We start from the raw sequence: 15,375 nt of genomic DNA on the forward strand, positions 1-15,375 counted from the left end.
GAAAAAGGCTTCAAAATGAAGCCTTATTTTTATTTATTCCATAAAAACTTAATTAATACCTTATCAACCTGGCTATTTTCATGAAGTCTTGAATGACGAGCATTTTTACCAGCAAATTTAACTACTTGATAACTCTTAGCTTTATCTGCAACTAAATATTTCAATGAAAGAGATGACACATTAGGAACTGTACCATCAGTTTTATCGCCGATATCCCCAATAATATTCAAAACTTTAACCTGGTTTTTAGGATAAGTATTGCGAACTTTGGTCATTTCTTTGTAAGTTTTATTCATCTTGTTCGGCTTGCCGTTTTTATCAAGCTTAAGTCCCTTTGGCTGGCGAATATCACTAGGCACATCAAAGTTAAGTCCAGCAAAATGTCCTGCCATGTCAACTTGCTTGACTAACTTGGGCATTTTCTTATTTTTACCATTTAAAAGCATGTAATAAATAATTGAGATATTTCCTAAAGAATGGCCTACCATATTCATTTTCTTAAAAGAATATTGCTTTTGCAGAGCTTTAACTACATTGGTTGCATAAACTCCATGCTCTTTAAAATTTAATTGACGATTATTTTGATAGTTTACTTCAACAATAGGATTTTTAGCATTTTTACTAAAATCACCAATTAAAGTTACCTTTCCGCTAGATGTAACCTCTGCTCTAATAACCGACTTCGTAACACCAGCCTTTTTGGCAGCGTCAACCATATGCTCTTCAGCGTGATATGATGACCCTCCTCCATGAAAAAATAAAGTAGGAGTGCCGATTGTTACTTTGCTAGTCTTTGCAGAAGTTGATTTAGAATTTGAACAAGCTGCTAATATTATTGTCAAGATAGCTAAAACCGGGATTAAGAACTTCTTTTTCATCATTATTCCTCTTTCTAATTAACTCACAATCATTTTATCCTCAAGAAGTTAAAAAATGAAATATTTTTTACTAATTAATAGCCATAATTATTTTCTATCATTAACAAAACTAGTACACTTAAATTAATAGAATTAGTCAAAAGGAGGAAACTAAAACTATTATGAAGTACAATCAATACGCCTATGTTAATAGCGACTTTGCTAGACAAGAAAAAGAATTGCTAGACATTAACTTCTTACCTAAAAACTGGCAAGATTGGAAATTCAGCGACTTGCTTAGTAAGCTTATCAAGACAATTATCGTTGAAGCTAAAAGCGATGAAGCAAAAACAGCCAAACTTACTGAATTTGCTGTTTCTGATAAAGAGACCCTGGCACAATTTTTAACAAAAAAGCCGGAAAAAATTGGCACTATTCAATTTTACAACGTAGCCTTGCAACTATTAGGCTATCATGTTAATTATGATTATAAATTAGATGACCCAACTAGCTTTATGCAAAGACAGGCGTTGCCATTTTTACAAGATATTGACTCTCCTCATCGCCTAGTTGAAGTATTTTATCGCTTACTTAATACTCGTGCTAAAAACGGTCAGCTATTAATTGATGTGATGGCTGGCAAAGGCTACTTCACTCAATTCTGGGGTCAAAACAAGTTTATGTTCTTCAATGGAAAATCCCTGCCTGTTTTTAACACTGAAAAAGTAATTCGAGAAGTTGTATATGTTGAAACTGACCTTGATACCGACCAAGATGGTAAAAGCGACCTTATTCAAGTGACTGTATTTAGACCAGCTGAATCAAATAAGGGTCTTAAAGTCCCAGCATTATACACTGCAAGTCCATATTTCGGCGGAATTATTGCAAATGAAAAGCGCAACCATAACGTTGATGAAAACTTGAGCGATGCTACTGAATGGACTGACCCTCAGTATGTTGCTTCTCCTCATATTGATGCACCAAAACCTAACTCAGAAAATTCTCCCTCAACTGAAGAAGCAGTTCATAAGTCTTCTTACCCACTTAATGAGTATATGCTTGCGCGCGGTTTTGCAAGTGTTTTTGCGGGAGGAATTGGAACTCGCGGCAGTGACGGATTAAGAATTACTGGAGCTCCCGAAGAAACTGAATCTGCTAAGGCTGTTGTAGAGTGGTTACATGGAGACCGCATTGCTTACACTGATAGAACTAAAAAGCATGAAACAAAAGCTGACTGGTGTAATAAAAATATCGGAATGACTGGTCGCTCATACCTTGGTACTTTGCAAATTGCGGTTGCTACTACTGGCGTAAAAGGACTTAAGACTGTGGTTTCTGAAGCTGCAATTTCTTCATGGTATGATTACTATCGCGAACATGGCTTGGTAATAGCTCCAGAAGATTGCCAAGGAGAAGACTTAGATTTATTAGCAGAAACTTGTCAATCTAATTTATGGGATGCAGGTAGTATGCTTAAAATCAAGCCAAAATATGACGCAGAACAAAAAAAGCTATATGATAAAGAAGATCGCATAACTGGTCAATATTCTAACTTCTGGAATGTTCGTAACTATCGCCATCATACAGACGGCATCAAATGTTCATGGATCAGCGTTCATGGACTTAATGACTGGAATGTTAAACCTAAAAATGTTTATAAAATTTGGCAAAAAGTTAAAAACTTGCCAATTGAACACCATCTCTTCCTTCATCAAGGACCTCACTATAATATGAACAATTTTGCTTCAATTGACTTTACCGACTTGATGAATCTTTGGTTTGTTCATGAATTATTAAATATTGAAAATCATGCTTATGAACAATGGCCAACTGTAATGATTCAGGATAATCTATATGCCGATAAATGGCATGAAGAAGATGATTGGTCTGATGAAATCGGCCATGAAACTACTTACTACCCAACTGATGACCATGAATTATATAAAGATGGTAATGGCAAAGAAAAGCAGTCCTTTGTTGATGTTGGTGGAAAAGAATTCAAAGAGGCTAAGATTTCTGAGAGTGAGTGGCAATATAAATTTATTTCTGGCGATGAGAAATGGGCTAAAGCTAGTCTGCGTTATACAACTGATGAGTTTATCCATCCAACAACAATTGTAGGTCGCCCAGAAGTCACAGTGCGTGTATCTGGAAGCTTGCCAAAAGGTCAACTCTCCGTAGCTTTAGTTGAAATGGGTAAACGCAAGCGTCTAACTCCTACTCCTAAATTCTTAATGCGCGGCGGTCAAGAACTTGGCTATCGCTTCGGAACTGATACCTTGCAAGAATTTGTCCCAGATAAAATAACCGATGCAAAATTAATTACTAAGGGACATATGAACTTGCAAAACTACAAAGATATGAAGAAACCTAGTGAAATTAAAGCAGATCAATTTGTCGATTTGAAGTTTAAACTTCAGCCAACTTATTACCGCATTCCTGTTGGTTCAAGCCTAGCACTAATTATCTATTCAACTGACCAAGGTATGACTAAGCGCCCACTTGAAGATGAAACTTATACAGTTGATTTAGCTGGAACTGAATTAAGATTCTGGCAAAAGTAATTAATGATATATAAAAAGGATTATAGTCGTAATTGGCTATAATCCTTTTTTATTCTCGCTGCTCTAACCCCTTCTTTATCCCATCAAGAATAAGCGTAATCACATTTATTTTGAGCAGCTGAGATTCTTAATGATAAATCATAAGTATCAAGGCCTTAATTTTCAACAATTATATTATTCTTCTAAAGTATTTATAACGAATTTTTCTGTCATAATTACTATTTAGACTCAAACTATATATTAATTATAACGCACCTCTTAAGGACAAAAATTAATTTTATCTCCATAATAATCTTGGTAGTGCTGTTGAACCTGCACTTGAATCCATTTAAACCCCCCTTAATTTTAATTACATACAAAAGTATAATTATTTATAAATTCAAAGATATTTAGTGTATATTATTTGCAAAATTAGATAAAAAGTAAATCCAAACAATAAAAAAATTAAATAAGACTATTTCAGCCCTACTGAATTTCTTTTTTATTGTTAAAATTAAGTTTAGCTATTATTTAATTTATTTGAAGTGCATAATCAATTATTTGTTTTACTAACAATAAATCTTCTGGTCTAATTTTATCTACAACTTGTGATTTCATTCGTTTCAGTGAAAAACTGTAAATCTGTGTAGCATTAATTCGACCATGTATTTTATAGTTATGCAGAGGAACGTATCCACTAAAATTATTACCATGAGAAGTAATAGGACAAACAATTATGTAAGAAGTTTTTTGGTTATAATCATTTGATGATACAACTAGTGCTGGGTGTCTTCCTCTCATTTCTTCTCCAACAGAAGGAGAAAAATCAACCCATATAATATCTCCTTGTTGAATATTAGTCATTCTCCCATCCTTTCATGGCTTGTAGTTCAAAAAGACTTGGAGAATCTTGAAAATTCTCATTACTGCTAAAAGGATTACTAATTTTAGGGGCCATAATAAATGCTCCGTTTTTAGTTCGGGTAATGATGTACTCTTTATTAATTTCGGGATGCAGTTCCTTAGGAATTGAAATCATAACTGAATTACCAACTTTTCTTGTCTTTGCTTGTGACATAATTCCACTTCCTTCCTGTATAACTTAATTATACTAAATATAATTATTAGAATAAAGTAGAAACGTAGCAATAAGTGAAAAAACATCCCTTCAATTTGATTTTCTTACTTAACTCAAGATCAACAGTCATTCACAAACAACAAAAAAGAGATTCAATAAGACTATTTCAGTCCTACTGAATCTCTTTTTATATATCTTCTCTAGAACAAAGAAGTAAGGATAGCACCAGCAACAATCAATGCAAGACCGCAAGCTGTAAAAATGTAACCCTTCTTTGATTTTCTTTCATGTAAGAAAATGATACCACTAAGAGTTGAAATGATAACAGCAAGCTGTGACATAACAAATCCTAAGTTAACACCATTATCCTTAACTGACATAATGTAACTCAAGTTACCAATTGCAAAGATAAGTCCAGCTGGAATTACCAAGTAACTTTCTTTTTGCTTGATAGCTCCAAGTTGCTTACTTGCTGCTAAGTAAATTAGTACCGCAATAAGCATACCGATAGTTTCACCGAAGAAGATAGCTACACCATCAGCCTTTACTGCCTTTGGAATAGAACTTGAAGCAATGTAACCAAGAGTAGTTACAACCAAAATAATCAAAGTTGTTGTTTGATTCTTCTTGTTGCCTTCTTCAGTTCCTTCATCATCCTTAGAAGTAAGGTAAACCCCAATAATCAAAGCCAAAATTCCAATAAAACCAAAAATCTTAGCTTGGGCACTGCTCCATTCTCCAAAAAGCAGAACACCAACGATTGGTACACCAATCAACTGAAGTCCAGTTGAAAGTGGCATAGTTTCTGAAACACCAATATTAGCATAAGAAATATACTGTCCAACCTGACCAATTGTCCAGGCAGCCCCGGCAATCATCGCAATTAAAAATGTTGTCCAGTTCATTGCAGGACGTGTAATCAATGTAGCAACTGCTCCAAGCAAGAATGCACCAATAACTGTACCAGTAATTTGATTATAAGTGGTACTCTTCTTCACACCAGCAACAAAAACCGGCATAATACCCCAAGCCAGTGCTGGTAAAAATAGAAATACGTATTTCACTTTGTTTTCTCTCCCCTATATACTTATAGAATTGTATAACTATGGAATTATACCAGAAGTACACGCTTTCATGCAACTTAAATCAACTCTTCATTACTAATTCTTATAATCTTCACCATAAATATAATGATGTAATTTTAAATACTTTTCCGCAAATTTTCGCTCATTTTTATTATCTTTTGGATAATAATATCTTTTACCTTCTAACCCTTTTGGCATGTAATTTTGTTTAGCAATCTGATATTTTTCTTCAAATGGTGACTTAATTAGTCCTCCACCTGTAATTTCTTCTGAATGCTTATAATGCTGATCACGCAATCCTCTAGGCATTGGGTGCTGGCTGGGATGGTCAGTATCTTCATCTAACCGCTCCCAAATTTCATCAAAAGCACCAGACTTTGGTGAAAGACACATCAGCATTGTCGCAAACATCAAGGGATACTTTGATTTTGGCATCCCCACCTCTTCAGCTTGATTAGCCGCTATCACAATTTGTGTTACCATTTCAGGATTTGCTAAGCCAACATAAGTATAAGGAATTTCTCTTAATCTGCGCACAACGGATGGCAAGTCTCCATTTTTTAATAAAACTGCCAAATAATACAGCGCCGCATCCGTATCAGAGCCAGCCATTGAATCAGAATAAGCTGCCAGATAATCATAATGTTTCGTTGCATTTTTGTCATAGCTAAAGTTTTGCTGCTTAGAATAGACTATTACATCTTCTTTAGATATTTTTTCAGGGTTAATTGCATGTATAGTTTCTAAAAGATTCAATCCCACTCTCAAATCTCCATCAGCAATTGCAGCCAGCATTTCTAAAGCCTCATCTTCAATCTGGCAATTTTTAAGCTGATAATTTTCTTTTGCTGCTTTTTTCAGAACTGTCAAAATATCCTCATCAGTTAATGCCTTAAACTCAAAAATCTGACAACGTGACCTAACTGCCGGAACTAATGACATTACTGGATTTTCAGTAGTAGCACCAATCAGCATTATGTGACCGTCTTCCAAATATGGCAACAAAAAGTCCTGTAAAGTTTTAGTCATGCGGTGAATTTCATCAATCAATAAAATAAAAGTCTGATTTTGATAAACTTTTAGATATTCTGTCAATTTAGCTTTATTATCAATTGAAGCATTAAATTCAGCTAAAGGATATTGATAATTCTTTGCAATGATTCTAGCAAGCGTTGTTTTCCCAGTTCCAGGTGGTCCCCACAGAATCAACGGGATAGAAACTTTTTGCTCAATAATTTTTCTAAGTGGCATCCCTTCTGCTAATAGTTCTTTTTGTCCTACTATCTCATCTAAACTTTGCGGTCGTATTTGATTAGCTAATGGTGTTTTATATCTCATATATATTTCCTCATTCAATTTTTCAAAATAAATAAGTGTTAAGTAGCTGATAATCTACTTAACACTTATTCTATTATTTTCTTAAATTCTAATCCAAACTTTGTGTACTAAATGAGCGATTTTCCAACGCAGTTAACAAAGCCTTAGCAGTGTCTAATGCTGTGATGAGCGGAATATTCTGCTGGATAGCAGTTTGACGGATAATGAAGCCATCACTATTTTTTTCTAAGTCATGCCCCATAGTATTGATCACTAAGTCAATTTTACCAGATTGCATTTCTGAAATGATATTATTAGCAGAATCTTCATTTATTTTACTTACTTCATCTACATGAAGCTGGTTGCTCTGTAAGAAGTTAGCTGTACCTTTAGTAGCAAAAATCCGATAACCAATTTGTGCAAACTTCTTCGCAATTGGCAGAATTTTTTCTTTATCTTGATCTTCAATAGTAAGCAAAACACTTCCATTTTCTGGCAGTTTCATCTTAGCCCCAGCAAAAGCTTTATAAAGAGCCTTAGCAAAACTTCGGTCACTCCCCATAACTTCACCAGTAGATTTCATTTCAGGTCCAAGATAACTATCAACATCAGCTAATTTACTAAAGCTAAAGACAGGTGCTTTTACACTAATCATTTCAGGTTCTGGATACAGACCATCACTATAGCCTTGTTCTTTCAAACTTTCGCCCATAATCACTCTTGTAGCAACTTGTGCCATTTCAATACCAGTAATTTTACTTAAAAATGGTACAGTTCGACTTGCTCGCGGATTAACTTCAATTACATAAACATCTCCGTCACGCACAATGAACTGAATATTCATGATTCCGCGACAATTCAACTTGAGTGCGAGTTTTCTAGTTACATCCATAATTTTTTCTTTGATATTTTCATCAAAACTTTGCGGAGGATAAACTGCCATCGAGTCCCCTGAGTGAACACCAGCATGTTCAATATGTTCCATGATTCCTGGCAAGAGAACATCTTCTCCATCACAAATTGCATCTACATCACATTCTCTGCCATCAAGATAATCATCAACTAAAATTGGATGTTCTTCAGCAATATCTACGTGGTTAGCAAGATATTCTTTTAGTTCTTTTTCAGAATAGACAATTTCCATCGCCTTTCCACCTAAAACATAGCTTGGACGAACTAACACTGGATAGCCTAACTTTTCAGCAGCTTCAAGCACACCACTTTGACTAGTTGCAGTTAAGCCTTGAGGTTGTTTTAAGTTTAATTCTTTAATTACTTGATCAAATTCTTCCCGGTCTTCTGCACGGTTTAAATCAGCTATACTTGTACCAAGAATTTTTATTCCATGTTTTTCTAAATCTTCTGCTAAATTGATTGAAGTTTGACCACCGAACTGAACAATAACTCCTTCGGGCTTTTCCAAATCACAAACATTAAGTACATCTTCTAAAGTTAATGGTTCAAAGTATAACTTATCTGAAACTGAGAAATCAGTTGATACTGTTTCAGGATTTGAATTAATTACAATTGCTTCATAACCCATTTTTTGTAATGCTTTTACAGAGTGCACTGTCGCATAATCAAATTCAACCCCTTGACCAATTCTGATTGGTCCTGAGCCTAAAACAAGAATTGACTTTTTAGCTGATTTTTTACTTTCATTTTCACTATCATAACTTGAATAAAAGTAAGGAGTAGTTGATTCAAATTCTGCTGCACAAGTGTCTACCATTTTATACACTGGAAGAATGTTATTTTCTTTGCGAAGACTTCGAATTTCATCTGCAGTTAGTTGCCATAGTTTAGCAATTGTCGAATCACTGAAGCCGTATTTTTTAGCAAGTTTTAAACTATCAACATCATTAGGATTATTAATAACTACTTTTTCAAGTTCAACTAAATGCTTAACTATATCTAAAAAGTAGCGACTTATCTTAGTAAGTTCATGAATATCTTCTAAACTGTATCCTCTTCTAAAAGCTTCAGCAATATAAAAGATACGATCGTCTTGAGCTTTAACTAATTTATATTCAATTTCATCATCACTTGCTTCATGAGCTTTTTTAGAAAAGAGATCTTTTTCATCAATTTCTAAAGAACGAATTGCCTTTAAAAGAGCTTCCTCAGCACTTCGGCCAATAGCCATTACTTCACCTGTTGCCTTCATTTGTGTGCCAAGTGTGCGATTTGCTTTAGGAAACTTATCAAATGGTAAACGTGGCATTTTGCAGACAACATAATCAAGTGCTGGTTCAAATTCTGCATATGTAGTTCCAGTTACTGGATTCTTAATTTCATCTAAAGTTTCCCCAATTGCAATTTTAGCTGCCATTTTAGCAATTGGATACCCAGTTGCCTTTGAGGCTAAGGCACTTGAGCGAGAAACGCGCGGATTTACTTCGATTACATCATATTCAAAACTATCGGGATTCAAAGCAAGCTGTACATTACAGCCACCTTCTATTTTCAAAGCGCGAATTAGTTTTAAAGAGCAATCACGCAACATTTGATATTCTTTATCAGACAAAGTTTGTGATGGTGCAAAAACAATCGAGTCTCCTGTATGAATGCCGACTGGATCAAAATTTTCCATGCAACACACAATCATAGCATTATCATTTTTGTCACGCATTACTTCAAACTCTACTTCTTTATAACCAGCAATTGATTTTTCAATTAAGCATTCTGTTACTGGAGATAATTCAAGGCCATTTTTAGCAATTTCACGCAATTCTTTAGCGTTATTACAGATTCCGCCTCCAGTTCCTCCCATAGTAAAAGCAGGGCGAACAATGATTGGATAGCCAATTTCTTCACCAAAATCTAGTGCTTCTTTTACTGTATTAACGGTTTTAGAAGCAGGGACTGGTTCACCTAATTTTTGACAAAGTTCTTTAAACTTTTCTCTATCCTCAGCTTGTTCAATTGACTCTAATTTGGTACCTAAAAGTTCAATTCCTAGTTCATCAAGCAAACCACTTTTAGCAAGACTTAATGCCATATTAAGTCCAACTTGCCCTCCTAAAGTTGGCAAAATTGCATCTGGGTATTCTTGACGAATAATTCTTGAAACACTTTCCAAAGTTAAAGGCTCAATATAGACTTTATCAGCAATTGTAGTATCAGTCATGATAGTGGCAGGATTAGAATTAATTAAAACTACTTCATAGCCTTCTTCCTTAAGTGCCAAACAAGCTTGAGTTCCAGAATAATCAAATTCGGCTGCTTGACCGATAATAATGGGGCCTGAACCAATTACTAAAATTTTATGAATATCTTGTCTCTTAGGCATTTTTTGCTCCTTTAAAATTATCAATCATCATCATAAACTCATCAAATAATGAAACTTCATCATATGGACCTGGAGTAGCATCTGGGTGAAACTGCACTGAAAATGCAGGATATTTTTTATGACGTAAACCTTCTACAGTATTATCATTTATCTCTTTATAAGTGACCATTAAATTTTGAAAATCAATTGAATCTTCAGCAACAGCGTAACCATGATTTTGAGAAGTAAAGCCAATTTTACCAGTAGCAATTTCTTTTACTGGATGATTAAATCCGCGATGACCAAATTTCATCTTATAAGTTTTAGCACCATTAGCTAAAGCGAAAACTTGGTGTCCCATACAAATCCCAAAGAGTGGAATATGCTTTTCAACTTCTTGAACCATCTTAACTGCTTCTTGCATTTCTTCTGGATCTCCGGGGCCATTTGATAATAAAACTCCATCAGGATGCAGATTTAAAACTTCTTGACTGCTTGCTGAAAAGGGTAAAACAATACAATTACAATTTCTTTTTGTAAGTTCTTTCAAGATGCTATTTTTCAAGCCAAAATCAATTACCACAATATTTCTTTGACTACCTGGAACTGGATAAGGACTTTTAGTAGAAACTTGCTTAATAATATGTTGGGTTAGATTCTTTTCACGCAATTCTGCAGCAATTTTTTCCGCTTGTTCTTTAGAAGATGCAATTTTACCATTTAAAGTGCCATGGAGTCGTAATTTTTTAACCAAGCTACGAGTATCAATTCCTTGAATAGCAGGAATATTTCTTTTTTGCAAAAATTCAGGCAAACTTTCTTGCATTCTCCAATTATCAGGATAGCGCGCAACCTGATGACAAATTACGCCCTTAATTTGCGGATTTAGACTTTCATTATCTGCTAAACAAACCCCATAGTTTCCAATTAATGGATTTGTAAAAACCAAAATCTGATTTGCATAAGATTGATCAGTGATAGCTTCTTGATACCCTGTCATTCCTGTTGTAAAGACTACCTCACCTTCACTTTCAATTTTTGCACCAAAACTTTCGCCTGCATAAATAGAGCCATCTTCTAAAATTAAATATTGCATTATTTACCTCTCGTACTTAACTTCACCACTTACGATTGTTTTGACTGTTTCTCCAAAAAAGCTCTCACCTGTAAAAGGAGTATTTACTGCTTTAGACTGATAATCCTCTTCTAAGAGTTTCTTTTTATGATTTATATCAAATATCGCAATATCTGCTTCTTGTCCTGGTTCAATTATTCCAGTTTTCAAGTTGAATATTTGTGCTGGATTCTTAGTCATTAATTCAAGCAATCTTTCTAGTTTAAGTTTTCCAGTTTTAACCAATTTAGTATATAAACTGCCAAAAGCTGTTTCACTTCCAGTAATTCCAAAAGCAGCTGTTTTCATTGAGCCTGTTTTTTCATTTTTTGCATGAGGAGCATGATCAGTCGCAATCATATCAACAGTTCCATCAATTAACCCCTGCAACAATGCTTCTTTATCTTCTTTACTGCGAAGAGGAGGATTCATTTTATAATAAGGATCATCTGTTGGAATATCACTATCAGCTAGTAATAAATGGTGCGGAGCTACTTCACAAGTAACATGAACGCCACGTTTTTTAGCTGTTCTAACTAAGTCCAAACTTGTTTTTGTAGAAACATGACAAATGTGATAATGAACCCCAGTTTTTTCAGCTAAAAGCAGGTCTCGAGCAATTTGTGTAGTTTCGGCAAGTTCACTAATTTCTGGCAAATTTAATTCTTGTGCTTTTTCACCTTCATTGATTACGCCATGATTGAACAAAGAATCATCTTGAGCGTGGGCTGCAATTATTAAATTATTTTCTTTAGCCTTTTCCATTGCCTTATACATTACTTGCGCACTTTGAACTCCATGACCGTCGTTGCTTAAAGCAATTGCTCCAGCTTTTTTTAAGGCTGCGTAATCTGGAATTTTATCACTAGTTTCATCAATTGTGACTGGCCCATATTGAAAAATATGGACTGATCCACGCTCTTGATTGTTGGTTACCATTTTTTTCATCAATTCTGGCGTATTAGGAACAGGTATTACATTTGGCATTGCACAAACTGTAGTAAAACCGCCGTGTAGAGCTGCACAACTTCCTGTTTCAATATCTTCTTTATATGTTTGACCAGGATCACGATAATGAACATGAACATCGACTAACCCGGGTGTGACAAGCATTCCAGCAGCATCGATAGTCTTTTCAGCTGATAGATTTTCTCCAATTGCGCTTATTTTTTTGCCATCAATTAAAACATCTAAATGAAGTAATTCGCCATTTTGATAGACAAGACCATTTTTAATAACTGTCTTCATTATCTGATCCCTCCTAATTTTCGTCCTCTAATTACTGCTTCAATCATGGCCATCCGCATAAATACCCCATTTTGCATTTGTTTATAAAACATTGACTTTGGTGCTTCAACTAATTTATTACTTAGTTCTACATCATGATTAATAGGACCTGGATGCATAATGATTGCTCCTTTTTTTAGCTTTTTATAACGCTTTTCACCAATTCCGTATTTTTCATGATATTGGTTAGCGCTAAATTTTTCTTCATGTGCATCCCCTTGATGGCGTTCATGTTGCACTCGCAAAAGCATCACTACATCAACCTGCGGTAAAATTTCATCTATTTGACTATATTTGCCATATTTATCAAATTTTTTATCATACCAATATTCTGGCCCTGCAAAATAGACCTGCGCTCCTAATTTATTTAACAATTCCATGTTGCTTTTTGCTACGCGAGAATTAGTGATATCACCGATAATAGCAACTTTTAAATCTTGAAAACTGCCAAACTTTTCATAAATAGTCATCATATCAAGCATACATTGAGAAGGATGCTGACCACTGCCGTCTCCTGCATTAATAATTCCAACATTCAAGTTTCCTTTAGGATGAATCAAATCTTGATAATATTCATTTTGCGAATGTCTGATTACTTCAATATCTACTCCAACTGCATCCATGATTAAAGAAGTATCGTATAAAGTTTCGCCTTTATTTACTGAACTATGTTTTGCATCAAAAGGAATTACTGTAAGACCTAGCTTTCTTTCTGCCATTTCAAAACTAGTGTGTGTCCTGCTTGAATCTTCAAAAAACAGATTGCTGATATATACAGGCTGAGTAAGCTTTTGGCAACTCCCACCTTTTTTAAAAAATTCTGCTCGCTTGATTAAAGCTATAATTTCTTCTTGAGTTAAGTCCTTAACTTCCACAAAATGTTTTAAACTAACAAGATTTAATGTTTTCATAATTTAATTCCTTCTAAAAAATAAAAGCCTGAAGCATTTAATTGCTCCAGGCTTTTAAAATTCTATTTGCAGTTAGACTGCACCAAATAGAATCAACCCTTCTGGCCCTCTCTGGAGTCAATTAAATGGTTGAAATATTCTGTTTATTATTCTATTTTGATAAAGCTTTTAACTCTACACTGTCTTGCTTGTCAATTTCCTTAACTTCAACTGCAACTTGTTCATCCATTGAAGTTGGAATATTTTTACCAACAAAATCTGCACGAATTGGTAATTCTCGATGACCTCTATCTACTAAAACAGCTACTGCAATTGAGCTGGGACGTCCTTGATCCATTAAAGCATCCATTGCTGCACGAATTGTTCTGCCTGTATAAATTACATCGTCAACTAAAACTACATGTTTATCATCAATATTGACTCCAATTTTTTCTGAATTAATTACTGGGTCTTGCTTCAAGCTTGCATCATGACGATCATCACGATAAAGAGTAATATCGAGTTCGCCAAGAGGAACATCGACACCTTCTAGCTTTTCAATACGGTCATGAATTCTTTGAGCTAAATATACTCCTCGAGTTTTTATTCCAACTAAAACCAGATTCTCTGTTCCTTTATTTCTTTCAATAATTTCATAAGTGATTCTAGTTAATGCCCGGTTCATTGCTGCTTCATCCCAAATTTGCTTTGCCATGTTTTTCCTCTTTTCTAAAAAAACTCCTAGTCTGGTTAGACTAGGAGTATCCTTTTCAAAGTTTTCACTTTAATTGAAGTTTACTTTACTAGCCTCACAGGACCAATTTAAAAGTAATATTTAAGTTAAATATACTTAGATTAGTATTTTTTGTCAACACTTAATTCATTTCAACTTTGCCAATTAACTCATTAATATCTTGCACGCCAAGTTTTTCAAGTAAAATTGGTAACTCTTGACTAATATGCAGACTTGCTAATTCATCGTTAAAATGGGCACTTCCAATTCCAACACAGCTTGCTCCAGCCAATAAGAATTGAACTACATCTTCTGCGCTTTCAATTCCACCCATTCCAATAATTGGCAAATTAATGGCTTGATGAACTTGATATATCATTCTTAAGGCTAAAGGTTTAATCACTTCTCCAGAAAGGCCCCCAAAATTATGACCTAATTTTGGTTTTCTAGTTTTAATATCAATATCCATTCCAAGCAGCGTATTAATTAGTGAAACTCCATCAGCGCCACCCTTTTCAGCAGCTTTGGCAATTTCAGTAATATCAGTTACATTAGGGGTTAGTTTTACATAAACAGGTAGTTTTACATTAGCTTTGATTTGGCTAGTCAATTTTTCTACCAAATCTGCATGAATTCCTAAACTCATTCCTCCTGCTTCAACATTTGGACAAGAGACATTAATTTCTAAAGCATTAACTAAACCAGAATTGTCAAACCGCTTTGCAACTTCAACATAATCTTTTTCTTTATCGCCACCCACGCTAGCAATAATTGGAAGGGTAGGATATTTTTGTCGAAGAGGACGTAATTTTTCACTAATTACTTTATCTACCCCAGGATTAGTAAGTCCTACTGAATTTAGAACACCGTTTTTTAAAATATCAATTTGCGGTGCAGGATTACCAATTGTACTAGATACAGTAGCAGTCTTAATAACCATTGCACCCAAACTATTTAAATCAAACTTTTGAGCTGCTGCTACATCTCCAAAGCCAAAAGTACCGCTGGCTGGCATAATAGGATTCTTTAAATTCAGTCCGGGTAATTCAACATGAGTATTGACCATAATTTCCTCCAAAATGAATGCTCACTGACATTCTTTATTTTTTGACAATTAAGTTTACACGCAAATTTAAATTTTGCAAGCTTTAAATTTTAAGTTGTTTTTTTATTTTTTTGGTGGTAGACTTTTTTCAAACA

At 34.5% G+C, this 15,375-nt stretch carries 12 protein-coding genes; 1 reads left to right on the forward strand and 11 read right to left on the reverse strand.

The features are described 5' to 3' along the window. Positions 1 to 29: 29 nt before the first annotated feature. The gene (locus FOD82_RS05600) at positions 30 to 878 is read right to left on the reverse strand and encodes an alpha/beta hydrolase (RefSeq protein WP_186277735.1); all 849 of its coding nucleotides are present in this window, start codon (positions 876 to 878) and stop codon (positions 30 to 32) included. Positions 879 to 1,039: 161 nt separating this feature from the next. On the opposite strand from FOD82_RS05600, the gene FOD82_RS05605 reads away from it, so the two are divergent. After that, entirely contained in the window at positions 1,040 to 3,421 is a 2,382-nt protein-coding gene (locus FOD82_RS05605; RefSeq protein WP_144355498.1) for a Xaa-Pro dipeptidyl-peptidase, read from the forward strand. A gap of 510 nt (positions 3,422 to 3,931) precedes the next feature. Here the strand turns inward: FOD82_RS05605 and FOD82_RS05610 are convergent. The 10 genes from FOD82_RS05610 to FOD82_RS05655 all read right to left on the reverse strand — a co-directional run bounded on the left by FOD82_RS05610 (position 3,932) and on the right by FOD82_RS05655 (position 15,241). After that, positions 3,932 to 4,264 (reverse strand): type II toxin-antitoxin system PemK/MazF family toxin, encoded by a 333-nt coding sequence (locus tag FOD82_RS05610; RefSeq protein ID WP_144355499.1) that lies wholly within the window; start codon positions 4,262 to 4,264, stop codon positions 3,932 to 3,934. Continuing rightward, positions 4,257 to 4,478, reverse strand: a complete 222-nt coding sequence (locus FOD82_RS05615) for an AbrB family transcriptional regulator (RefSeq protein ID WP_186277716.1) — start codon at positions 4,476 to 4,478, stop codon at positions 4,257 to 4,259. Before FOD82_RS05615 ends, FOD82_RS05610 begins: the two co-directional genes overlap by 8 nt. Positions 4,479 to 4,678: 200 nt before the next feature. After that, positions 4,679 to 5,542, reverse strand: coding sequence for a GRP family sugar transporter (locus tag FOD82_RS05620; protein WP_144355500.1), 864 nt, complete (start codon positions 5,540 to 5,542; stop codon positions 4,679 to 4,681). Between the two features lie 96 nt (positions 5,543 to 5,638). After that, positions 5,639 to 6,901, reverse strand: a complete 1,263-nt coding sequence (locus FOD82_RS05625) for a replication-associated recombination protein A (protein WP_144355501.1) — start codon at positions 6,899 to 6,901, stop codon at positions 5,639 to 5,641. Positions 6,902 to 6,989: 88 nt separating this feature from the next. Further along, positions 6,990 to 10,172 carry a carbamoyl-phosphate synthase large subunit gene (carB, locus tag FOD82_RS05630; protein WP_144355502.1) on the reverse strand — a complete coding sequence of 1,061 codons (3,183 nt, stop codon included), beginning with the start codon at positions 10,170 to 10,172 and terminating at the stop codon, positions 6,990 to 6,992. Next, on the reverse strand, positions 10,165 to 11,247 hold the full coding sequence (locus FOD82_RS05635; protein ID WP_144355503.1) for a carbamoyl phosphate synthase small subunit: 1,083 nt from the start codon (positions 11,245 to 11,247) through the stop codon (positions 10,165 to 10,167). Before FOD82_RS05635 ends, carB begins: the two co-directional genes overlap by 8 nt. 3 nt (positions 11,248 to 11,250) lie before the next feature. Beyond that, positions 11,251 to 12,513 (reverse strand): dihydroorotase, encoded by a 1,263-nt coding sequence (locus FOD82_RS05640; protein ID WP_144355504.1) that lies wholly within the window; start codon positions 12,511 to 12,513, stop codon positions 11,251 to 11,253. After that, positions 12,513 to 13,463 (reverse strand): aspartate carbamoyltransferase catalytic subunit, encoded by a 951-nt coding sequence (locus tag FOD82_RS05645; RefSeq protein ID WP_144355505.1) that lies wholly within the window; start codon positions 13,461 to 13,463, stop codon positions 12,513 to 12,515. Before FOD82_RS05645 ends, FOD82_RS05640 begins: the two co-directional genes overlap by 1 nt. A gap of 151 nt (positions 13,464 to 13,614) precedes the next feature. Beyond that, complete coding sequence (gene pyrR / locus FOD82_RS05650; RefSeq protein WP_144355506.1) at positions 13,615 to 14,157, reverse strand: bifunctional pyr operon transcriptional regulator/uracil phosphoribosyltransferase PyrR; 543 nt, start codon at positions 14,155 to 14,157, stop codon at positions 13,615 to 13,617. 160 nt (positions 14,158 to 14,317) lie between these two features. Next, complete coding sequence (locus tag FOD82_RS05655; RefSeq protein ID WP_144355507.1) at positions 14,318 to 15,241, reverse strand: dihydroorotate dehydrogenase; 924 nt, start codon at positions 15,239 to 15,241, stop codon at positions 14,318 to 14,320. Between the last annotated feature and the right edge of the window lie 134 nt (positions 15,242 to 15,375).

The sequence above is a fragment of the Lactobacillus sp. LL6 genome, from assembly GCF_007570935.1.
In the GTDB taxonomy this organism is placed as follows: domain Bacteria; phylum Bacillota; class Bacilli; order Lactobacillales; family Lactobacillaceae; genus Lactobacillus.

Bases quoted from the DNA above. Each gene is read 5' to 3' on its own strand.
- FOD82_RS05600 (WP_186277735.1), bottom strand. From the start codon at position 878: ATGAAAAAGAAGTTCTTAATCCCGGTTTTAGCTATCTTGACAATAATA.
- FOD82_RS05605 (WP_144355498.1), top strand. From the start codon at position 1,040: ATGAAGTACAATCAATACGCCTATGTTAATAGCGACTTTGCTAGACAA.
- FOD82_RS05610 (WP_144355499.1), bottom strand. From the start codon at position 4,264: ATGACTAATATTCAACAAGGAGATATTATATGGGTTGATTTTTCTCCT.
- FOD82_RS05615 (WP_186277716.1), bottom strand. From the start codon at position 4,478: ATGTCACAAGCAAAGACAAGAAAAGTTGGTAATTCAGTTATGATTTCA.
- FOD82_RS05625 (WP_144355501.1), bottom strand. From the start codon at position 6,901: ATGAGATATAAAACACCATTAGCTAATCAAATACGACCGCAAAGTTTA.
- carB (WP_144355502.1), bottom strand. From the start codon at position 10,172: ATGCCTAAGAGACAAGATATTCATAAAATTTTAGTAATTGGTTCAGGC.
- FOD82_RS05635 (WP_144355503.1), bottom strand. From the start codon at position 11,247: ATGCAATATTTAATTTTAGAAGATGGCTCTATTTATGCAGGCGAAAGT.
- FOD82_RS05640 (WP_144355504.1), bottom strand. From the start codon at position 12,513: ATGAAGACAGTTATTAAAAATGGTCTTGTCTATCAAAATGGCGAATTA.
- FOD82_RS05645 (WP_144355505.1), bottom strand. From the start codon at position 13,463: ATGAAAACATTAAATCTTGTTAGTTTAAAACATTTTGTGGAAGTTAAG.
- pyrR (WP_144355506.1), bottom strand. From the start codon at position 14,157: ATGGCAAAGCAAATTTGGGATGAAGCAGCAATGAACCGGGCATTAACT.
- FOD82_RS05655 (WP_144355507.1), bottom strand. From the start codon at position 15,241: ATGGTCAATACTCATGTTGAATTACCCGGACTGAATTTAAAGAATCCT.